The 21,600-nt window shown below is 74.8% G+C and carries 17 protein-coding genes; 10 read left to right on the top strand and 7 right to left on the bottom strand.

Annotation, left to right across the window (positions count from 1 at the left end; genetic code table 11):
* Positions 1-114: 114 nt before the first annotated feature.
* Positions 115-1,113, top strand: coding sequence for a type I glyceraldehyde-3-phosphate dehydrogenase (gap, locus tag IF43_RS0127970; RefSeq protein WP_030206609.1), 999 nt, complete (start codon positions 115-117; stop codon positions 1,111-1,113).
* 120 nt (positions 1,114-1,233) lie between these two features.
* On the opposite strand, the gene IF43_RS0127965 is transcribed toward gap, so the two are convergent.
* Positions 1,234-2,040 carry an arylamine N-acetyltransferase gene (locus tag IF43_RS0127965; protein ID WP_234332560.1) on the bottom strand — a complete coding sequence of 269 codons (807 nt, stop codon included), beginning with the start codon at positions 2,038-2,040 and terminating at the stop codon, positions 1,234-1,236.
* Positions 2,041-2,151: 111 nt separating this feature from the next.
* Here IF43_RS0127965 and IF43_RS0127960 point away from each other — a divergent pair, with 111 nt between their 5' ends.
* From IF43_RS0127960 to IF43_RS0127950, 3 genes are all read left to right on the top strand, one after another.
* Positions 2,152-3,834 carry an alpha/beta hydrolase gene (locus IF43_RS0127960; RefSeq protein ID WP_199922798.1) on the top strand — a complete coding sequence of 561 codons (1,683 nt, stop codon included), beginning with the start codon at positions 2,152-2,154 and terminating at the stop codon, positions 3,832-3,834.
* Between the two features lie 280 nt (positions 3,835-4,114).
* Positions 4,115-5,944 carry a diacylglycerol kinase family protein gene (locus IF43_RS0127955; RefSeq protein ID WP_063753406.1) on the top strand — a complete coding sequence of 610 codons (1,830 nt, stop codon included), beginning with the start codon at positions 4,115-4,117 and terminating at the stop codon, positions 5,942-5,944.
* Between the two features lie 200 nt (positions 5,945-6,144).
* Complete coding sequence (locus tag IF43_RS0127950) at positions 6,145-6,546, top strand: SHOCT domain-containing protein (RefSeq protein ID WP_030206583.1); 402 nt, start codon at positions 6,145-6,147, stop codon at positions 6,544-6,546.
* Between the two features lie 87 nt (positions 6,547-6,633).
* Here the strand turns inward: IF43_RS0127950 and IF43_RS0127945 are convergent, their stop codons facing one another.
* Positions 6,634-6,957, bottom strand: coding sequence for a hypothetical protein (locus IF43_RS0127945; RefSeq protein WP_158939524.1), 324 nt, complete (start codon positions 6,955-6,957; stop codon positions 6,634-6,636).
* A gap of 386 nt (positions 6,958-7,343) precedes the next feature.
* On the opposite strand from IF43_RS0127945, the gene IF43_RS0127940 reads away from it, so the two are divergent.
* Positions 7,344-8,165: a DUF1206 domain-containing protein gene (locus IF43_RS0127940; RefSeq protein ID WP_030206576.1), complete on the top strand. Its 822-nt coding sequence runs from the start codon at positions 7,344-7,346 to the stop codon at positions 8,163-8,165.
* Positions 8,166-8,225: 60 nt separating this feature from the next.
* Here IF43_RS0127940 and IF43_RS0127935 read toward each other — a convergent pair whose 3' ends face one another.
* From IF43_RS0127935 to IF43_RS0127915, 5 genes are all read right to left on the bottom strand, one after another.
* Complete coding sequence (locus IF43_RS0127935; RefSeq protein WP_078910514.1) at positions 8,226-9,164, bottom strand: carbohydrate ABC transporter permease; 939 nt, start codon at positions 9,162-9,164, stop codon at positions 8,226-8,228.
* Positions 9,161-10,519, bottom strand: a complete 1,359-nt coding sequence (locus tag IF43_RS0127930; RefSeq protein ID WP_107048608.1) for an ABC transporter permease subunit — start codon at positions 10,517-10,519, stop codon at positions 9,161-9,163. Before IF43_RS0127930 ends, IF43_RS0127935 begins: the two co-directional genes overlap by 4 nt.
* A gap of 10 nt (positions 10,520-10,529) precedes the next feature.
* Entirely contained in the window at positions 10,530-11,861 is a 1,332-nt protein-coding gene (locus IF43_RS0127925) for an ABC transporter substrate-binding protein (protein WP_051796298.1), read from the bottom strand.
* Positions 11,862-11,970: 109 nt separating this feature from the next.
* Positions 11,971-13,653, bottom strand: a complete 1,683-nt coding sequence (locus tag IF43_RS0127920) for a glycoside hydrolase family 13 protein (RefSeq protein WP_030206564.1) — start codon at positions 13,651-13,653, stop codon at positions 11,971-11,973.
* A 248-nt stretch (positions 13,654-13,901) separates the two neighbouring features.
* A complete protein-coding gene (locus IF43_RS0127915) occupies positions 13,902-15,176 on the bottom strand; it encodes an ABC transporter substrate-binding protein (RefSeq protein ID WP_030206560.1) in 1,275 nt (424 codons plus the stop codon).
* Positions 15,177-15,344: 168 nt separating this feature from the next.
* Between IF43_RS0127915 and IF43_RS0127910 the strand changes: the two genes are divergently transcribed.
* From IF43_RS0127910 to IF43_RS0127890, 5 genes are all read left to right on the top strand, one after another.
* Complete coding sequence (locus tag IF43_RS0127910; protein WP_030206556.1) at positions 15,345-15,851, top strand: PadR family transcriptional regulator; 507 nt, start codon at positions 15,345-15,347, stop codon at positions 15,849-15,851.
* Positions 15,848-16,630 carry an ABC transporter ATP-binding protein gene (locus IF43_RS0127905; RefSeq protein WP_030206552.1) on the top strand — a complete coding sequence of 261 codons (783 nt, stop codon included), beginning with the start codon at positions 15,848-15,850 and terminating at the stop codon, positions 16,628-16,630. The genes IF43_RS0127910 and IF43_RS0127905 overlap by 4 nt, the downstream gene beginning before the upstream one ends.
* A 2-nt stretch (positions 16,631-16,632) precedes the next feature.
* Positions 16,633-18,960: an FtsX-like permease family protein gene (locus tag IF43_RS0127900; protein WP_030206549.1), complete on the top strand. Its 2,328-nt coding sequence runs from the start codon at positions 16,633-16,635 to the stop codon at positions 18,958-18,960.
* 524 nt (positions 18,961-19,484) lie between these two features.
* Complete coding sequence (locus IF43_RS41825; protein ID WP_051796295.1) at positions 19,485-20,507, top strand: hypothetical protein; 1,023 nt, start codon at positions 19,485-19,487, stop codon at positions 20,505-20,507.
* 202 nt (positions 20,508-20,709) lie between these two features.
* Positions 20,710-21,462, top strand: a complete 753-nt coding sequence (locus tag IF43_RS0127890; protein WP_051796293.1) for an N-acyl homoserine lactonase family protein — start codon at positions 20,710-20,712, stop codon at positions 21,460-21,462.
* Positions 21,463-21,600 lie beyond the last annotated feature (138 nt).

Genomic DNA, 21,600 nt, shown 5'->3' with positions numbered 1-21,600 from the left:
AGCTGTGCGTGGCGTGATCCACGTGTGGCGCGATCCTTGCGAACCGTGGCAATCGCGCCGCTGTCACGGCCGTCCGGCACAGGCGAGTCTGGGGTCGAACCGGAGGGACACACCATGACTCGCATCGCCATCAACGGATTCGGCCGTATCGGGCGCAACGTCCTGCGCGCACTGCTCGAACGCGACAGCAAGCTCGAGGTCGTCGCCGTCAACGACCTCACCGAGCCCGCCACCCTGGCGCGGCTGCTCGCCTACGACAGCACGTCCGGCCGGCTGGGCCGCCCGGTGACCGTCGACGGCGACGTCCTCGTCGTCGACGGCCGCCGCATCAAGGTGCTCGCCGAGCGCGAGCCGGCGCAGCTGCCGTGGGGCGAGCTCGGCGTGGACGTCGTCCTCGAGTCCACCGGCCGCTTCACCTCGGCGGACGCCGCCCGCGCCCACCTCACCGCCGGTGCCTCGAAGGTCCTGGTCAGTGCGCCGGCCGACGGGGCCGACGTCACCCTCGCGTACGGCGTCAACACCGACGCGTACGACGCGGAGCTGCACACGATCGTCTCCAACGCGTCGTGCACCACCAACGCGCTCGCCCCGCTGGCCGCGGTCCTCGACGACCTCGCGGGCATCGAGCACGGCTTCATGACGACGGTGCACGCCTACACGCAGGAGCAGAACCTGCAGGACGGCCCGCACCGCGACCCGCGCCGCGCCCGCGCCGCCGGCGTCAACATCGTCCCGACCACCACGGGCGCCGCCAAGGCGATCGGCCTCGTGCTGCCGAACCTGGACGGCAAGCTGTCGGGCGACTCCATCCGCGTCCCGGTCCCGGTCGGCTCGATCGTCGAGCTGAACACCACCGTCGCCCGCGACGTGACGCTCGAGGACGTGCTGGCGGCCTACCGCGCCGCCGCGCAGGGCCCGCTCGCCGGTGTCCTGGAGTACTCGGAGGACCCGCTGGTGTCGTCCGACATCGTCGGCAACCCGCACTCGTCGATCTTCGACTCGGCCCTCACCCGCGTCGAGGGCCGCCGCGTCAAGGTCGTCGCGTGGTACGACAACGAGTGGGGCTTCTCGAACCGCGTGATCGACACGCTGGAGCTCATCGCCGGCCACTGACCGGTCGGCGCCACCGAGCGCGGTGCCCGCCACTGACCGGCCGGCACCTCGCCGCACCGCAGCCACGCCCCGGCGGCCGACCGCCCGGGGCGTGGCTGTGGTGCGTGCCGTTACGTGCCGTTACCCGTGCCGTTGCGCGTCCGCGCCCGGGAGCCCCGGCAGCCGCTCGAGGTCGACGCCGAACTCCGTCCGGTAGGCGGCGAGCAGTTCCGCCCCGCCGAGCTCCCGCTCCTCGCGCTCCCCGGCGGGGGAGGTGCGGATCAGACGGGTGCCGCTGAGCGTCGTGCGACCGCCGTCGGACGTGAGGCGGGAGCACATGGGGGCGCGCCGGAAGTGCGAGTCCGGCGAGGTGGCCTGCCACCAGCAGGTGGGCGCGAAGTCGACCAGCTCGTACCGCCGCGGGTCCAGGCGGTACTGCGGACTGCCGTCCTGCGCCACGTCGAGCTGGTCGCCGTGCGGGGTGACGGTGAACGTCCCGGCCGGGTCGCCCTGGTCCTTCCGCTCGTCGAGCCGCAGGGGCCGTTGGCTGAAGCGGCCGAAGCCGACGTCCGCCAGCCACGGCTCCGCCAGGTCCACCCGCAGCGCCATGTGGTCGAACGGGGGACCGAGCCGCTCCGGCCCGAACACCCGGGCCGCGAGCCGGGTGACCCGGAAGCCGAGCCCCTCGAGCAGCGCGGCGAACAGGCCGTTGAGTTCGTAGCAGAAACCGCCCCGCCCGCCGGTGACGACCTTCTCGAAGAGGGCGTCGGGCCGGAGCGCGATCGGTTCGCCCAGATGGATGCTCAGATTCTCGAACGGCACCGCGCGCTGGTGCGCCTCCTGGAGGGCGGCGAGCGCCTCCGCGTCGGCACGCTCGGGCCGCGGGAGCCCGATCCGCGCCAGGTAGGCGTCGATCCGGTGCTCGTCGAGCTGGTCGGAAGGGTTCACATGATGATCCACCCGGCCCATTACACACCTTCGGCCGACTCGGCACGCGATCTTTACCGGCACCCCAACTCCTGCCATGCTGGCCGGGTTTGGGCAGCCGAAGGAGGTTCCTTGTCTCGCATATCCACTCTGGCGTTAGCGCTCACCAGCGCATTGGCCCTGGCCGCCGGCGCCGCCGCCACGGCCACGGCGGCGCCCGCGGCGCCCGCCGGAGCGACGCCCACCGGCTCGACCGCCCCGGCCACCCCGGGCGCCCTCGTCACCCCGGGCGCCCCCGCCACCCCCGGCGGGCCGGTCGCCCCCGTGGACTGGACGCCCTGCAACCCGGACCCGTCCAAGCCCGACCCCGGGATCTACGACTGCGCCGTGTACCCGGTCCCGCTGGACTACGCGGACCCGTCCGGCGAGCAGATCGGGATCGCGATGATGCGGCGCCGGGCCGGCGACCCCGCCCACCGCATCGGATCGCTCTTCCTGAACCCCGGTGGCCCCGGCGGCAGCGGCTACCTGTGGGCCACCACGGCCCGGTTCGAGCCCCGGGTCCAGGAACGCTTCGACCTGATCGGCTTCGACCCCCGCGGCGTCGCCCGCAGCAACCCGCTGCGGTGCTTCACCACCGACGAGGAGGCCGACGCCGTCTTCGGCCGGATGACCGGGGTGCCCGTCACCCGCACCGAGGTCGACGACACGCTGGCGGCCACCCGGGACTACACCGACGCCTGCGCCCGCAACGCCGGCCCCCTCGTCCGCCACATGTCCACGATCAACGTGGTGCGCGACCTCGACCGGATGCGCCGGGCCGTCGGCGACGCGCAGCTGACCTTCGCCGGGTTCTCGTACGGCACGCTGATCGGCTCCACCTACGCCAACATGTACCCGGACAAGGTGCGCGCGATCATCGTCGACGGCAACGTCGACCCCAACCTGCGCCTGCACAACGGCCTGGAGTACGACCGCCAGCGCGCCACCGGCGGCTTCGAGGTGGCCCTGGCCGAGTTCCTCCGGCGCTGCGGGGCGGCCGGCGCGCCGCGCTGCGCCTTCGCCGAGGGCGACACCCGCGCGAAGTTCGACGCGATCCGTGACCACCTGCGCGCCGCCCCGGTGACGCTCCCGAGCGGCGTCCAGGTCACCCTGAGCAGCTTCACCAGCCAGGTGGCCAACGCCCTGTACGCGCAGAGCCGGCTGGCGCCGCTCGCGGTCTCGCTCCAGGCGCTGTACCAGACGGTGGCGCCCCAGCAGGGCCTGGCCCCGGGGGCCGGCAAGGTGGCCGCGAGTGCGGCGGACCGGCTGGCCAAGGTCGTCCCGGCGGCACTGCGCGAGGCCCCCGCGGACTCCCCGTACACGTCGGACGACTCGTACTTCGGGGTCAACTGCCAGGACAAGCCGTACCCCTCGAACCCGGGGGTGTTCGCGCTCGTGGCCCGCGCCTGGGAGCGGGGTGCGCCTACTTTCGGCCGATACCAGGCCTTCGACGCGCCGGCGTGCGCCACCTGGCCCGCGCCCGCGCGTGCCGCCGAGCGGTACGCGGGGCCGTGGAACCGCCGCACCGCGAACAAGGTGATGGTCATCGGGAACACCTTCGACCCGGCGACCCAGTACCGGTTCTCGCAGCGGATGCAGCGGCAGCTGGGCAACGCGGTGCTGGTGACGGTCGACATGATCGAGCACTGCGCGGTCGGCCGGAGCAAGGCGCTGAACGCACTGGTGACCTCGTACCTCGTCGACGGGACCGCGCCGAAGCCCGGCCAGGTCCTCAAGCCGGACCTGGACCCCTTCCCGGTGCCGACGGCCTGACGCGGCGGCCGCCCGGACACCGGCGGCCGCCCGGACACCGGCGGCCGCCCGGCCACCGGCCGGCGGCCGCGGCACACCGGGCGCGGCGGCGGTCGTACCGCCGCCGCGCCCGGGCCGTCCCCGCCGGGCCTCCCTGCCCGTGCCCCGCCCCCCGGCCGCCCGCCGGCCCTCGCCCGATCCGGGTGATGCCGACCGGGCCGGTTCGGGGCGCCAATGGGATGGTGGACGGTGGGGGGCCGGTTGCGGACGGGGCGGGGCGGCTGGAGGTGGCCCGGTGAGCATGCAGGCCAAGGCCCGCGTGGCGCTGCTGGCGAGCGCGGCCGCGCTCGTCGTCCTGGTGGTCTTCGCCGGGTTCCGCAGCATCCTGCTGCTGGGAGTGGCGCTGGCCGGGGCCGTGGTGGGCACCGCCGCCGGCTGGCTCGTCCTGGCCCACCGCGGGCCCCTGCGGTGGTTCGCCGTCGCCGTCGCCCTGGCGGTGCCCGTCGTCGTGGTGGTCATGTACGCGCGGGCGGACCTGCTGTGGGTGGTGCTGTGCTCGCTGGCCCTGTGGGCGCTGGCGGTGTCGAGCGGCCGGGCGGCGCTGGCGGACGACGCCCGCGCCCGCATGCCGGGCCGCCCGACGCCGGCGCCCGTACGACCGTTCCTCATCCTGAACCCGCGCTCCGGCGGCGGCAAGGTCGGCACCTTCCGCATCCGGGAGAAGGCCGAGGCGCTCGGGGCGGAGGTCGTCATGCTCGACGCCGACCACCCCCAGGACGTCGCCGCCCTCGCCCGCGGCGCCGTGGACCGGGGCGCGGACCTGCTGGGGGTCGCCGGCGGGGACGGCACGCAGGCGCTGGTCGCCGGCGTCGCGGCGGAGCGCGGGGTCCCCTTCCTCGTCATCTGCGCCGGCACCCGCAACCACTTCGCCATGGACCTCGGCCTCGACCGGAGCGATCCGGCGTCCTGCCTGGACGCCCTCACCGACGGGGTGGAGATGCGGACGGACCTCGGGCGCGTCGGTGACCACCCCTTCGTCAACAACGCCTCCTTCGGCGTGTACGCGGAAGTCGTCCAGAGCCCGGCCTACCGCGACGACAAGCTGCGCACGATCCTGCGCCTGCTGCCCGACCTGCTCGCACGCCAGTCCGGCCCCCGCCTGACGGTGCACGCGGACGGCACCGTGATCGAGGGGCCGCAGGCGGTCCTGGTGAGCAACAACGTCTACGGCCGCGGCGACGTGGCCGGCCTGGGCATGCGGACCCGGCTCGACGCGGGCGTCCTCGGCGTGCTGGGCGTGAAGGTGGACAGCGCCGCCCAGGCGGTGGACATCCTGCGCGGCACCCGCTCCGGCGGCCTCACCGCGCTCACCGCCCGCGAGGTGTCCGTGGACGCCGACGCACCCGTCGTCAGCGTGGGCATCGACGGCGAGGCGGTCGAACTGCCGGTCCCGGTGCGCTGCCGGGTGGAACCGGGCGTCCTGCGCGTCCGGGTGCCGCGCAAGAGGCCGGGCAACCGAGCCGGCGTCCCCATGGACTGGACCGGGGTCCGCCGGCTGGCCCTGTCGATGGGGCGGGCCGCGCTGGGCGCCCGCCCCGGGCCGCGGGGCGGCCCCGGGGCGATGGCCGTGGGGGACCGGCCCTGGCGGCGGCCGCGCAGCAGGATCCGCGTGGACTACACCGGGGCGGTCTACGGGTCGATGCTGGCGGCGTCGGTCGTGGTGGGCGCGAGTACCGTCGGGAGCCGTCCGCGGGCGCAGCTGGTCGCGCTGCTGCTCTGCACGGGCGTGGTGTTCTGGGCGGCCCACGTGTACGCCCACCTGTTCGGTGCCTCCCTCGCCAACGAGCCCTTCAGCTGGCGCGCGTTGCGCAGGGTGTGCGCGACCGAGCGACCCCTCGTCGAGGCCGCCGTCCCACCGGCCGCAGCCGTGGCGATCAGCCCCCTGCTCGGCCTGGACGTCACGGGGGCGGCCTGGCTGGCCCTGGCCGTCGCACTCTGCGGCCAGGTCGGCTGGGCGGTCGCCGGAGCCGTGCGCGCGGGTGCGCCACGCCGGCTCGTCGCCCTGTCCGCCGTGGTCAACCTGGTGCTCGGGGCCGCCATCGTGGCCGCGAAGACGGCCCTGTCCCACTGAGCCGCCCGGCCCGCCGCCGACCGGCGGCGACACGACCTGTTCCCGGGCCGCCGCGCCACCCGTCCCTCGCGTCCCCTCCGGAGCGGGTTCACCCGCCGCGGGTGAAGACCGCCCCCTGGGCTCCCGTCCATCCTGCAGACGGTGGGCCGGGGATCACGCTCCCGCCCCCGCACCGCTGTGCGCAAGGAAGGAGACGTGCGATGGAGACCCAGTTCCTCGCGTACGACTACCCGCTGCTCGGGGCGTTCTGGACCGTGATGTGGATCTTCCTGTGGGTCCTGTGGTTCATCCTGCTGTTCCACATCATCGTCGACATCTTCCGCGACCACGGACTCAGCGGATGGGCCAAGGCCGGCTGGCTGATCCTGATCATCGTCCTCCCCTTCCTCGGCGTCCTGATCTACGTCATCGCCCGCGGCAAGAGCATGAGCCGGCGCCAGATGGAGGACGTGCGGGACCAGAAGGCGGCGATGGACGAGTACATCCGCGCGACCGCCGGCTCCAGCACCGCCGACCAGCTGGACCGGCTGTCCAAGCTCAAGGACAGCGGGGACATCACCCCGGAGGAGTACGAGCGGGCCAAGGCGAAGCTCCTCCGGTAGCTCCCGCCGGCACCGCCCGGCACCCGCACCGCTCGGGGCGTCCGACCGGATGCGGGTGCCGGCGCCCGGCCGCCGCGGCCGCCGGCGTCACGGCTCGGGTCGTACGACCAGGAGCCATTCGTCGCCGTGGGCCTCCACGGCGAAGCCGGCGTCGCGGAACGCGGCGGCCAGGGCGAGGGCGAAGGCGTGCCGCAGGCCCGGCAGGTCGGTCCGTTCCGGGGTGCGGGCGCGTCGGAGCCCTCGGCGCAGGACCCGGAGGTGGGGAATGTCCCGGGGCGTCCAGCCGACCATCATCCCGCGGGCGTGCCGCACCGTGCGGACACCCTCCGCGCCCGCGGCGCTCTCGGGGAACCCCGCCTCGTCCAGGACCGCGCGGACCGCCTGCCGGAACGCGGCCTCGTGATCACTCACGGCCGCCACGTTCCCCGGTCGGATCCGCGGTCCTGGTCTGGTGTACGAAGGTCATGGGGGACTCCCGAGGACTCCCGAGGACTCCCACGGGCACACGGCACGGCGCGGCGCCGGCGCCGGAGCCCGGCGGGGGACGGGGCCCGGCGGGGAACGGCGCCCGCCGCGGACGCCCGTCACCTGCGCCTGCCCGGGCACGTCCCGACCATGCGCCGCGGGCGGCGCGGGCCGTCCGTCCGCTCTTCGGCCGGGGCCGAACCGTGGGGACCGCGTGGGTCCCACGCCCCGGTGAGCGCGGCGCATGGCGCGGGCCGGGAGCGGGCAGGGGCGGTGGACGAGCCCCGTCACGGGAGGCGGGCGCGACCGGCTGCGGGAGGCGGGGAAGAGGCATGGCGGAGCCCGTCGGCGACGGCACGGCCCCGCGCCGGGCCGCCCAGGGGGCGGTGGGCGTGGCCGCCGGGTGCGGCCTGGTGACGCGAGGAGTGCTGTACCTGCTGGTGGGCCTGCTCGCCGTGCAGATCGCGTTCGGGGACACCGGCGAGCAGGCCGACCGCACGGGAGCGCTGGCCGAGCTCGCGGGGCGCCCCTGCGGGCGCGTACTGGTCTGGGCCATCGGCATCGGCCTCGTCGCGATGGCCCTCTGGCGGCTCTCCGAGGCCGTGCTCGGCGCCTCGGGCCCCGACGGCAGGAAGGCCACCAAGCGCGCCGCGTCCGCGGCCCGGGCCGTGTTCTACGCGGCGGTGGCCGCCTCCGTCCTGGCCTTCGCCGCCGGCCGCGGCGGCGGCCGTTCCGGGGACGAGCAGTCACGGGACGCGACGGCCGGTGCGCTGGGCCTCCCCGCCGGAGTCTGGCTGGTGGCGGCGGCCGGCCTGGCGATCGCGATCGGCGGCGTCGTGATCGCGGTGGGCGCGGTCCGCCGCACCTTCCGCGAGAACATGGACACCGGACACCTGCCCGAAGGCGTCCGCCGGAGCGTCGACGCGCTCGGCGTCGCGGGCGGCCTCGCGCGCGGCGCCGTGTTCACGGCCGCCGGCGCGTTCCTCGTCCACGCGGCCGTGTCCTACGACCCGCGGAAGGCCAGGGGCGTGGACGACACGCTCCGTTCGTTCGCCGGGACGCCGGCCGGACCCTGGCTGCTGGTCGCGGTGGCCGGCGGGCTGATGCTCTTCGGGGTCTTCTCCGTCGCGATGGCCGTCTGGCGGCGCACGTGAGGCCGGTGCCCCCGGCCGGCGCCCTGGCCGGCCGGGGGCACCGGCCCCCGGCCGCGGCCGTCATTTCACCGACCCCGCCATCACCCCCTGGACGAAGTGCCGCTGGAAGGCGAAGAACACGACCAGGGGGACCACCAGCGACAGGAAGGCACCCGGTGCCAGGACCCCGATGTTGCTGCCGAACTGCCTGATCTGCGACTGGAGCGCGACCGTCAGCGGCTGGGAGCCGCTGTCCGCGAAGAGCAGCGCCACGAGCATGTCGTTCCAGACCCACAGGAACTGGAAGATGGCCAGGCTCGCGATCGCCGGCCGGCCGAGCGGCAGCACCAGCCGGAAGAAGATCCGCCACTCGCTCCCGCCGTCCATCCGCGCGGCCTCCAGCATCTCGCGCGGGATCTCGGCGAAGTAGTTGCGGAGCAGGAAGACCGCGAACGGCAGACCGTACGCCACGTGGAAGAGGACCACGCCCGCGATCGTGCCGAACAGCCCCACGGCGCCGAAGAGTTTGGCCACCGGCAGCAGACCGACCTGCACCGGTACCACCAGCAGACCGACGACCACCAGGAAGATGCCGTCCCGGCCCGGGAAGTCCAGCCACGCGAAGGCGTACCCGGCCAGGGCCGCGATGCCGACCACCAGGACCGTGGCGGGCACCGAGATCAGGACCGTGTTGCCGAACGCCGCCGCGATGCCGGAGTCCTCCAGCAGGGCGCCGTAGTTGTCCAGGGACAGCTGGGACGGGTCCGCGAGCGCGGTCCACCAGCCGCCCGCGGCGTTGTCCCGCTCGGAGCGCAGCGAGGACAGGAGCAGGCCCGCCAGCGGTGTGATCCAGACGAGGGCGACGAGGACCAGCAGGGCCTGCACGGCCGAACTGCCCAGCAGCCGCGACAGCCGGCTCCCGTGGCGAGCCCCGGGCGGCGACGCCGCGCGGCCGGACGCGGGCCGCGCCGCTGCCGCCCGTCCCGGTCGGCGACGTTCGATGGTGCCCTGACCGCTCATGCTCGACTCCTTCGGAACCGCCGGATGTTGAAGACCATCGCGGGCACGACCAGCAGCAGGAGCACGATGCTGAGCGCGCTGCCGAGCCCCTGGTCGTCGCCGCCACCGAAGGAGACCAGCCACATGCGGGTGGCCAGCACGTTCGCCTCCTCCTGCACGGGGCCGGGCGCGATGACGTACACGAGGTCGAAGACCTTCATCACGTTGATCACCAGCGTCACGAAGACCACGGTGAGCACCGGTGCGAGCAGCGGTACGGTGATCTTGCGGAAGATCTGGCCCTCGGTGGCGCCGTCCACCCGGGCGGCCTCCAGCGCCTCGCGCGGGACGGCGGCGAGCCCGGCGCCGATGAGCACCATCGCGAAGCCGGTCCACACCCACAGGTAGGCGCCGATGATCGCCGGCGTGACCAGGGCCGGGCCCAGCCAGTTCAGGCCCTCGTAGGGGGCGGCGAAGTTGGCCGCGGGCAGTCGCACGGTGTACGCGCCCGGGGACAGCCCGGTGAAGCGGAACGACCCGTCCGGCCCGGCGGTGGCGGTGGCGGCCACCCGGCCGTCGCGCACCGCCTCGACGGTCATGCCGGGCAGGCCCTTCTCGTCCGGATCGACGGCGCCCGGGGTACCGGCCCCGCCGGGCGCGAAGTCGAGGTAGACCACGCCCGCGAGGGTGCCCGCGGCCTCCGCACCGGCGGCCGGCGCCGCCGCGGCCCTGGCCGAGGCGGGTACCGCACCGGGTGCCACGCCGACGAGGCCGAGGCCGACCGGGGTGCCCGGGCGCACCGGATCCGTGGTGCTGTACGGGCCTCCCGCCCCGCCCGCCAGGCCGTGGCCGGGGCGGGGGCGGGCCGTGGGGTACGCGGCGGCGTCCCGGAAGGTGTCGTGGACGCCGGCGGCCACCGCGTTGAGGACGCCCCGGTCGGGGTCCTGCTCGTAGGCGAGGCGGAAGATGATGCCCGCGGCGAGGAACGACACGGCCATGGGCAGGAAGAGGACCAGCTTGAACGCGGTCGCCCAGCGCACCTTCTCGGTGAGTACCGCGAGCACCAGCCCGAGTCCGGTCAGCACGGTCGGCGCGACGACGACCCAGATGGTGCTGTTCCGGATCGCCTTGAGGGTGGCCGGGTCGTGGACGATCGCCGCGTAGTTGGCGGCGCCGACGAACCGGTCGCCGCTGGCGTCGAAGAGGCTGCGGACGAACGAGAAGACGACCGGGTACACGACCAGGGCGCCGAGCAGCAGCAGGGCCGGCAGCACGAAGAGGACGGCGAGGCGGCGCTGCCGGCTCCGGGCCCGGCGCCGCGGGTCGGGCGCGGTGCGCGCACCGGTGTCCGGGCGCGCCGCCGGGGTGTCGGTCATGGGAGCCATCTCAGTTCCCGTAGGCCTTGGCGGCCTCGGCCTCGAGCGTGGCGGCCGTGCCCCGCGGGTCCCGGGGGTCGCGCAGGAAGTCCTGCAGGACCTTCCACTCGCCGGCGCCCTTGGTGCCGCCGAACGCCGCCGGGGCCTGGTCCGACATGTCGAAGCGGACCGTGTCGCCCGCCGAGACGAGCGATGCGGCGGTGCTGCGGGACACCTCGTCGCCGTACGCCTGGAGGTCGACCTTGCTGTTCGGGGAGAGGAAGCCGCCCGCTCCTGCCCACACCTCGGCCGCCTCGGGCCCGGCCAGGAACTCGACGAGCTTCATGCCGGCCGCGCCGTTCTTGGCCCGCTTGAGGACGACGGCCGCGTCACCGCCGCTGACGACCGGCGCCTTGCCCCCGTCGACGCCGGGGAAGGGGAAGAACTTCGCGTCCGTGCCGGGCTTCTTGCCGAACTGGTCCTTGGCGACCCCGCCGACGAAGTCGCCCTCGAAGACCATGCCGGCCTCGGGCTCGGGGCCGAAGACCCGCTCGACGGAGGTGGGGAAGTCGGTCCGCAGCGCGGTCCGGGCGCCGCCGGCCACGAGCTGCTGGTCCTTGAAGAGCGCCGCCAGGGTGGTGAGGGCCCTCACCACGCTGGCGTCGGTCCACTTCAGCTCGTGCCGGGCGAGCCGGTCGTACTTCTCCGGGCCGGCCTGGGAGAGGTAGATGTTCTCGAACCAGTCGGTGAGGGTCCAGCCGTCCTCGCCCGCCACGGCGAAGGCCGGGCGGCCGGAGTCGGCGAGGGCGTGGCCGGCCTTCAGCAGGTCGGCGTAGCTCTTCGGCTCGCTCACGCCGGCCTGGGCGAAGGCCTCGGGGGCGTACCAGACGGTGGACTTGTGGGCGGCCTTGAAGTAGAGCCCGTAGTACGTGCCGTCCACGGTGCCGTAGTCCTTCCACACCGGGGCGAGGGAGGCGCCGGCCGTGCCGGCGGCCCGCTCGGACAGCGGCTGGAGCCAGCCCTTCTGCGCGAACTGCCGGAGCACGCCCACCTGCGGGACCATCACCACGTCGGGGGCGTTGCCGCCCTCGATCTTGCTTCCGACGAACGTGGAGACGTTGTCGCCGGAGGGGACGAAGACCGTCTTGGCGCCGGTCTTCGCGGTGAAGGCGTCGAGGACCTTCTTGAAGTTCTTCTGCTCGCTGCCGGTCCAGACGCCGGCCACGGTCACGGTCTGGCCGCTGAGTTCACCGCCGGAGGCGGGTCCGGTGGTGCCGCCGCACGCGGTGGCGCCGAGGGCGAGGGCGAGGGCGGCCGAGGTGGTGGCCGCGATCCGCCGGGGCGCGCTGCTGGGTCGTCGCATGGTGAGCTCCTTTGCGAAGGGGGAGGGGGAGGCGAAGGGAGGGGAGGGGGAGAGGGGAGGGGAGGAGAAGGGGGAGGCGCCCTGGCCGTGGGCCGGGGGCGCCGCGCGACTACGGCGCCGGGAACTCGCCGGTCCACCAGGCGGCGGTGGCCGCGGGGAGCACGCCGTCGGGGCAGGGCCCGCTCGCGAGCAGCGGGGTCCCGGCGACGGGGGCGGGCACCGCTTCGGTCCCGAAGTTGACCGCGCAGACCAGGCCGTCACCGCGGACCACCGCCAGCACCTGCGGCGGCGTCTCCAGCCAGCGCAGCGTGCCGTCGCCGAGCTGCGGGAGGCTGCGCCGCAGCTGCAGGCCGTCGCGGTAGAGGTGCCAGAAGGACCGGGTGTCGGCCAGGGCGCGGTCGGTGGCGTGCTCGGCGAACCAGGCGGGCTGCGGCAGCCACGTCCTGACGTCGGCCGCGGCCGGGCTGAAGCCGAACGGGGAGGCGTGCCCGGACCAGGGCAGCGGTACGCGGCAGCCGTCCCGGACGTGCCGGCGGCTACCGGTGCGGCGGAAGATCGGATCGGTGAGGACCTCGTCCGGCAGGTCGAGCACCTCGGGGAGGCCGAGCTCCTCGCCCTGGTAGACGTAGGCCGCGCCGGGCAGCGCGAGCATCAGCAGGGCGGCGGCGCGGGCGCGGGCGGCGCCCAGTCCGCTCCCCTCCACGCCGGGCTCGCCCGCGTAGCGGGTGACCGTCCGGACCTGGTCGTGGTTGTTGAGGACCCAGGTGACCGTGGAGCCGGTGCCGGCGATGTCGCGCATCGCCTCGGTGATCGTCCGGCGGAAGGCCTCCGCGTCCCAGGGCGCGCTGAGCAGGTCGAAGAAGAACGCCTGGTGCAGCTCGTCAGGGCGGACGTACTCGGCGTGCTCGCGCGCGGTGGGTACGGACACCTCGCCGACCAGGAGCCGCTCGTGCCCGTCGCGTGCGGTGTACTCCTCGCACACCGAACGCCAGCGGCGCCACACGTCGTGGACCTCGGGCCGGTTCCAGGCCAGCTGGTTCACCGCGTCGCGGGACCGCTCGTCGGCCCCGGGGTCGTCCGAATCGGGCAGGTCGGGGTGCTTGAACAGGCCGGCCGCGACGTCGATGCGGAACCCGTCCACGCCGCGGTCGAGCCAGAAGCGCAGCACCCGCTCGAAGTCGTCGCCCACGGTCCGGTCGCGCCAGTTCAGGTCGGGCTGCTCGGGTGTGAACAGGTGCAGGTACCACTCGCCGGGACGGCCGTCGGACTCGGTGACCCGGCTCCAGGCCGGACCGCCGAACATGGCCCGCCAGTTGTTGGGCGGCTCGGCGCCGTCCGGGCCGCGGCCCGGCGCGAAGTGGAAGCGGGTGCGGGCGGCGCCGCCGGGCCCGGCGGCGACCGCGTCGCGGAACCACGGGTGCTCGCTCGAGCAGTGGTTGGGGACGATGTCGAGCAGGATCCGCAGCCCCAGCCGGTGGGCGTCGGCCACCAGGCGGTCGAACTCCGCGAGGTCGCCGTAGACCGGGTCGACGCCGCAGTAGTCGGCGACGTCGTAGCCGTGGTCGTGCTGCGGCGACGGGTAGAAGGGGCTGAGCCAGATGCCGTCGACACCGAGCTTGCGCAGGTACGGCAGTCCGGCGCGGACGCCGGCCAGATCGCCGATGCCGTCCCCGGTGCTGTCGAGGAAGCTGCGGACGTAGACCTGGTAGATCACCGCGTCGCGCCACCAGGAGCCGTGTCCGGCGGGGCTGCGGGAGGGGAGGCCGATGTCGGCCGGAAGGGTGCTGAGCATCTCGCGTCGACCTGTTCTGCATGAAATGCGCTGAATGCGAGAGCGCCCTGATCGGTCTGACCGGGTGCGCTGTTATGCATGCATGTTAAGTAGCAGCAACCGCGAGGTGTCAACGATGTGTCCAGCTGGAGCGGCGGTATGAGGAGGTTTGTGTAGAAAATTCGGCGCGCATGACGAAGGGCGGCTACTTAACATGTAAGTAGCCGCCCTTGGGGGTTTCCCAGAGAGGCGCGAACGATGCGGTGCGGTCAGCCCTTGCGGGAGAGGGCCTCGAGCTCGCGCGCGAGCCGCGCCACCGCCTGCTCGGGCGTCTGGCGCAGCGCCATCGCGTCCTGTGCCACCGCCTGCACGGCGAGGCTGACCTGGTCGTACCGCGGACTCTTGGGGCGCGGCACCGCCGACAGCACGCTCTGCCGCAGGGTCGGCAGGTACGGATGGGTGCGCACCAGCTCCGGATCCTCGTACAGCGCCGCGCGCACCGGCGGCAGCGAGCCCTCGGTGAGGACCCTGCGCTGGACCCGTTCACTGGTGAGGAAGGAGATCAGGTCGGCCGCCGACGCGGGATGCCGGGCACCGCTGCTGACGGCCAGGTTCGACCCGCCCAGCACCGCGGTGCCGGGACCGTCCGGTCCGGGCAGCGGGACGACGCCGAACCTGCCGGCCACCCGGGACCCCGCGCCGCCCGCGTCGGCGTACACATAGGGCCAGTTCCGCAGGAACAGCAACCGGCCGTCCTGGAACGCCCGCCGGGACTCCTCCTCCTTGTACGCGAGCGCCTCGCGGGGTATCCAGCCCTCCCGCACCCCGTCCGCCAGGAACCGCAGCCCGGTGCGCGCGGCGGCCGAGTCGACGGCCACGCGCGCCCCGTCGTCGCGCAGGACCGCACCCCCCGCCGAGTGCACGGCCTCGGTGACGTTGACGGTCAGCCCCTCGTACGGCAGGAACTGGCCGGCGTAGCCGCCCAGCCCGTACTTCGGCGCGACGGTGCGCGCCAGCCGGGCCAGCTCGGCCCAGGTGCGCGGCGGCCGCTCGCCCTCCCGGTCCAGGACGTCCTTGCGGTAGTAGAGCAGGCCCGCGTTCGTGACGTACGGGACCGCGTACAGCCGGCCGTCGAAGGTCGCTGTGTCGACGACCGGGCGCAGGAACGCGTCCAGCGGGAAGCGGTGCCGCTCCAGCGGGGAGATCCAGCCGGCCGCGGCGAACTCGGAGGTCCAGGCGACGTCGATGTTGAGCACGTCGAAACGGCGGCCGCCCGACCGCAGCTCGCTGATCATCTGGGCGCGGGTCTCGTCGGCCGAGTCGGGGAGCTCGACGAGGGTGGCCCGTTCGGCGGGATGCCCCCGGTTCCAGTCCTCGAGCAGCGGGGCGAGGTAGTGGGTCAGGTCGCCCGCCGTCGCGAGCGTCACGGGACCGCGGGCCCCGTCGTGCGCGCCCGCGTCGGCACGGACGCCGAGACCGGCGTACCCGGCCAGGACCACCGTCACGACCAGGAGAGCCCTACCCGCGGCACGCATCCACCGCATAGGTTCCTCCCCGTGCACGAACCGGCCGCACCGCCGACCAGTGGGGCCTATGTATACCTGTTAGGCATGCGCGATACTAGAGGCCCAGGCAGGAGGGGTGGGCGCTGCTGACGACCGGCCCACTGCCGGGTCAACAGGTGACTACGGAGCGAGAAGGAGGGGGAGCGAGTGCGGCTGCCGCTCCTGGCGCTCCTCACCCGTGGCCCGGCCCATGGCTACGAGCTCAAGCAGGACCTTGAGAAGCTCCTGGGCGCCGCGTACCCTCAGCCCAACGTCGGCCAGATCTACGTCACCCTCGGACGGCTCGAGAAGAGCGGTCTGATCGAAGGCGAGGACGTCGAGCAGGCGGGCCGACCCAACAAGCGCACCTACCGGCTGACGGACGCCGGGCGCGAGGCCGTGCAGGCCTGGTTCGAGGACACCGCCGAGGAACCACGGGTGCGGGACGAGTTCTTCATGAAGCTCGCCCTCGCACCGCGGTCGGGGATGGCCGATCCCGTCGCGCTGATCAACAAGCAGCGCCGGCAGTACCTCAACACCATGCGGGACCTGTCGAAACTGGCCGCCGCCGAGGACCGCGACAACAAGATCTCCCAACTGCTGATCGAGGGCGCGATGCTGCACCTGCAGGCCGACCTCGACTGGCTGGAACGCTGTCAGGAGGAGCTGGAATGAGCGGTGCGTCCCCCGCCCCTCCTGCCGTCCCCATCGTCCGTGCCGAAGGCCTGACCAAGACCCACCACGGCGAGGGCGCCCCCGTCCACGCCGTGCGCGGAGTGGACCTGAGCGTCCGGCCCGGCGAGTTCGTGGCCGTGACCGGTCCCTCCGGTGCCGGGAAGTCCACCCTGCTGCACCTGATCGGCGGCCTCCAGCGCCCGGACGGCGGGAAGCTGTGGATCGGCGGCGAACGCGTGGACGCCTACCGCGAGGCCCGCTGGGCGGTCCTGCGCCGCCGCAGCATCGGGACCGTCTTCCAGTTCTTCAACCTCGTCTCCAACCTCAACGTCGCGGACAACGTCGAACTGCCCGCCCTGCTCGCCGGCGCGACCCCCAGGGCCGCCCGCGCCGCCCGCACCGAACTCCTCGCCGAACTCGGCCTCGAAGCCCGCGGCCGGGCCATGCCCGGCGAGCTGTCCGGCGGCGAACAGCAGCGGGTCGCACTCGCCCGCGCCCTGGTCAACCAGCCCGCGCTGCTGCTCGCCGACGAACCGGCCGGCAGCCTCGACAGCAAGGGCACCCGCGAGGTGCTGCGGCTGCTGTCCCGGTTCCACCAGCGCGGCCAGACGATCATGATGGTGACGCACGACGCCAGGATGGCCAGCGCCGCCGACCGCGTCATCAGCTTCTTCGACGGGCGCATCGCCGACGACGCCCGGCTCGGCGACGGAGTGCCGCCCGGCGGCGCCCGCCGCGACCCGGCCGGCGTGTCCCGCACGCTCGAGCTGTCGGAGTGACCGTGCGGGCCACCCTGCGCTGGGCGCACGCCGACGTCCGCACGCACCGCGGCGAAGCCCTCTTCGTCGTCCTGGCCAGCGCCGGCATCATCGCCTCGCTCCTGCTGGCCGGCGCCCTCTTCGGCTACGCCGCGAACCCCTGGCAGCGGATCTTCAACCAGTCCAGGGGCGCACACGTCTGGCTGCACACCCGGGGCGGCGCGGACCTGGCCGCCCTGTCCCGCGTCGACGGGGTGACCGCCCTCTCCGGGCCCTTCCGCACCGCGACCGCCACCGTCGAGTCGCACGGGGTACGGGCCGCGGTGACCCTGCGCGCCACCCCGCCCGCGCCCCCGGCCGTCGGACGCCCCCTCGTCACCGCCGGCCGCTGGCCGGCCACCGGCGACCGCGCCCCCGGTCGCCCCGGCAGCGTCGTACTGGAGGCCTCGGTCGCCCGCGCGCTGTGGGCCGAACCCGGCGACACGGTGCAGGTCACCGGGCCGGACGGCGCCACGCACGCGCTGCGGGTGAGCGGTACGGCCGAAGCGGCCGAGCCCCGCTACCGCCCGGGCGCGGCGCCGGGCACCGGCTGGGTCCTCGCCGGCACGCTCGAAGCGATCGCGCACACGGACCCGGGGCAGAGCGTGGGCCTGCGCCTGGCGGACCCCGACGACGCCGACTTCATCGTCCAGCGGGCCGTGACGGTCCTCGGCGCCGACCACGTGGTGCAGGTCACCAAGTGGCAGCAGGCGCGCGCCGAGGCCGGCGGCGACGAACGGCTCCTCGGCCAGCTGTTCGCGGTCTTCGGCCTGGGCGCCCTGCTCGCCGCGGCGCTCGCCGCGTCCGGCGCCATCGCCGCGCGGGTGCACGGCCAGCTCCGGGACATCGCCGTCCTCAAGGCGATCGGCTTCACCCCCGCCCAGGTGGTCCGCGGCTTCCTCGTCCAGCACCTCGCCTTCGCGCTCCTCGGCGTGGCCCTCGGCACGGCCACGATCGCGCTGCTCGGCGCCCGCATACCCGGCCGGATCGGGGAGGCGGCGAAGGTGTGGCAGGAGCTCCCCGGCCACACCGCCCTGATGATCGGCATCCCCTGCGGCGCGGTGCTGCTGATCGCGGCCGCCACCGGGCTCGCGGCCTGGCGGGCCGGACGCGTGCCCCCCGTCCCGGTGGCCCGCGCGGCGCTGCCCACCGCCACGCCCCTGACCGCCCTCGGCAAGCGGGCCCTCGGCCTGCGGGTGCCTCCCGCGCTGGTCCTGGGGTGGCGGGCGGCGTTCCCGCGGCGCGGCCGGACGCTCGTGCCGCTGGTCCGGCTCGCCCTGCCACTGGCGCTGATCACGGTCGCGCTCGTCGCCTGGTCCACGCTGGACCAGTTCCGCAGCCACCCCGACCGGGTGGGTCTGCCCGCGGCCCTGACCGTACGGGCCGAGCAGCACGCCGGCCCCGCGGACACCGCCCTGCAGAAGACCCTGGCCGCGCTCCCGGGCGTCGCCGCGGTCCACCCGGGCGCGGAGACCGCGGCCCTCGTCCCGGGCCAGACCGGCACCATCACCCTGCGCGGGCTGGGCACGGCGGCCCGCCCGTACCCCTCCGCGGTCGTGGCGGGCCGCCCGGTCGGCGGCCCCGACGAGGCGGTCGCCGGGCAGGGGCTGCTCGACCTCCTCGGGGTGCACGTCGGCGACTGGGTACGGATGACCGTCGAAGGACGGCCGCAGGTCCTCCACCTCGTCGGCCGCACCATCGAACCCGACTCCGGCGGCCGCGTGATCACCACGACGCTGGACACCCTGCGGGAGGGCGACCCGGACCTGCGGCCCGGCTTCCACGCCCTGGTACTGCGGGCGGGGGCGGACCCGAGGACGGTGAGCGGCGCCGTCGCGGCGGCGACCGGCGGTGCCGTGGAGGTCAGGGAGACCCCCAACCCGGCCGACCGCCTCGAACCGGCCCGCGCCGTGGTCGCCGCCCTGGTCGGGGTGCTCGCCCTGATCGGCCTGATCGAACTGCTCACGCTGGTCGGCACGCGCGTACGGGACCGGGGCCGGGACCTGCTCGCTCTGAAGGCGATCGGACTGACCCCCCGGCAGATCGGTGCGATGATCATGACGGCCGCCGCGCTGACCGCCCTCGTGTCCGCGGTGGCCGGCACGACCGTCGGCGCGCTCGCCGGCCGCTGGCTGGTGGACGCTCAGGGCGCCTCGAGCGGGATCGGGGCAGGCATCGCCCGGCTCCCGTCGCCCGCGGTGCTGCTGACGGTCGTCGCGGCGGCGGTCCTCGGCGCGGTCGCGGCCGCCGCCCTGCCGGCCACGCGCACGGCCCGCCGCCGCCTGGCGGACTCCCTGACCGAGTCCCTCTGAGCAGATCTTCCGCGTCCGCGACGGGAGGATCGGCCGCCTGCGGGACCACTTCGCCCCGCAGCTGGTGGATTGACGTCCGCGGTGGCGGACGGGTGCGGGTCGGCGTGGTCGGGACGCCCGGAACAACCGACCGGCCGTCCCCGGGGTCACGCCGTCCCGGTGCGGTTCACCCGGCCGGCCCCGGGCCGCAACGGGTCGGCCGCGCGGACCGGTTGCGGGCCCCTGACGCGTGGGAGCCCGAGCGCCGTACTGCCACGGGCGCCGGCGAACGCTCCGTCGACGCCCGCCGGCGCCCCGGGTGCTGACTCAACGGGGGCCCGCACAAGGGGATTCACGCAATGGTGCACGATTCCGGGCATACCGGATGCCCCGATTGGCGGGCACCGTGTAGGCCGATGTGTTGACAACGAAGGCCGATCGGTGGGGCGTTGCGTCCATGACGCGTGATCGCCGCGGGAAGCTCGTCCCCGCAACCGGGACGTCGACGGTCCCGGTGCGCCCTTACCTTCCCAAAGGAGCGCTTCATGAGTCGTGAGCACCAGACCAAGGCCCCCCTCGGCCCCCTTCCCCGACACCGGACGTGGGTGGCGGGCGGCGCTCTGGCCTCGCTCTCCCTCGTGCTGGTCGGCGTCGTCAGCCCCATCGCCGTGGCGGCGGGGCAGGCGGCCGGAGCTGACGTGGCCGCGGTGCGGCCGGCCGGCGGCGGCGACGGGGACGACTGCAAGGAGGAGCCGCGCCACCACGAGGGCAAGCCGCTGCACGTGAAGCTGCTGGACCGCTACCTGGGCGGCGGCGACGGGGACGGCCACGGCGACCACTGCGGCGGCACGGGCGCCACCGGCCCGACCGGCCCCACGGGTCCGACCGGCCCGACCGGCCCTGCTGGTGGCGGCGGCACGGGTGCGACCGGCGCGCCCGGCGCGACGGGTCCGACCGGCCCGACGGGTCCGGCCGGAGGCGGCGGCGGCGCCACGGGCCCGACGGGTCCCGCGGGTGCGACCGGCGCCACGGGCGCCACCGGTCCGCAGGGTCCGACGGGTCCGGCCGGAGGCGGCGGCGGCGCCACGGGCCCGACGGGTCCTGCCGGCCCGACGGGCGCGACGGGTCCGACCGGCGCGACGGGCGCGACGGGTGCCACGGGCGCTTCCGGCGCGGCGGGCCCGTGCTCGGACATCGACGCCTACAGCCCCAGCAACACCGAGGACTTCCAGGCGGTGCTCACCGGCGGCCGGACGTACGCCGGCCGGGCCGCGACCCCGGGCGGGACGATCGTCTGGCAGGACCTCAGCAACGCGGTCGGCACCCCCACCGACCCGGCGAACCCCAACTACCCCGAGGGCGTGTGCGGTGTCGCCTTCAACTCCCAGGGCAACGACGCGTGGGTCAAGGTCGTGACCACGTCCGGCACCGTCTGGCAGACCCACGGCGACGTCAACGGCCAGAACTTCATCTGGGACGAGCCTTGGACCCAGAACACCACCCCGACGCCGGCCGTGCTCCTCAGGAGCGGCTTCACCGGCACCCGGGTGGCCAAGCCGGCCAAGTGACCGCCGGACCGTACCTGACGTAGCGCCGCGCGCAGTACCGAAGCCCGCCCGCCCCACGGACCCCGGGTCCGTGGGGCGGGCGCGCTGCCGGTCCCGGCCGCAGCGGACACCGGGCCGGGTGAACCGCCGCCCCTCCCACCCGAGTTCGACCCGTGCGGTGACTTGAGTACGTGATCGCACCGCGGCCTGCGAGGATGTCCGCATGGGGAACAGTGCTGCGGTACATCGACTGGATCTGGGGTACTTCGTCAGGCCGGCGTCGGAGACGGACGGCCGACAACCGCGGGTGGAGCCCGTTCTCGCCTACCTGGTGCGCCACGACAACGGAACGATCCTCTTCGACACCGGCATCGGCTACGCCTCTCCCGAGACCGAAGCGCACTACCGTCCGCACCGCCGGGACGTGCGGGACGCCCTCGCGGCGGCCGGTGCCGCCCCGGACGACATCTCGCTGGTCGTGAACTGCCACCTGCACTTCGACCACTGCGGAGGCAACCCCCTCCTGGCCGGCACGCCCGTCCTGGTGCAGGCCGTCGAACTGGCCGCCGCCCGCCGTGCCGGCTACACCTTCGAGGAGCTCGTCGACTTCCCCGGCGCGACCTACGAGGAGCTGGACGGCGAAGCCGAGATCTGGCCGGGCGTCCGGATCGTGCCGACGCCGGGGCACACGGCGGGACACCAGTCACTGGTCCTCGAGCGGGGCGACGGTACGGTCGTCCTCGCCGGCCAGGCCCACGACTTCGCGTCCGACTTCGCCTCCGACCAGCTGGCCCGCCGGGCGGCGCTCGACGGGGTGGAGCCGCCGCTGCCCCCCTACCGGCCGTGGCTGGACCGGCTCGCGGACTTCGATCCGCGCCGGGTGCTCTTCGCCCACGACTGCTCGGTCTGGGAGCCGGCGCGCGGCGGGGCGCCGGAGGGGCTCGACGGCCTCTCCGGCGCCCGCCGCGCCCGGTGACGTCACCGGGCGCGGCCCCCGGGGGAAAGCGGTGGCGGCTGGGCGCGGCTCACTTGCCGAGCTTGGCCTTGACTTCCGCCTTGACCTGCTTCTTGATGTCCTTCTTGGAGACGGTGCCGCCGGTGCCGGTGGCGTCGC

This window comes from Streptomyces sp. NRRL S-87 (assembly GCF_000719335.1).
Lineage (GTDB): Bacteria > Actinomycetota > Actinomycetes > Streptomycetales > Streptomycetaceae > Streptomyces.
Note: the sequence above shows the minus strand (reverse complement) of the source record. Positions and strands in the feature narration are given on the sequence as shown.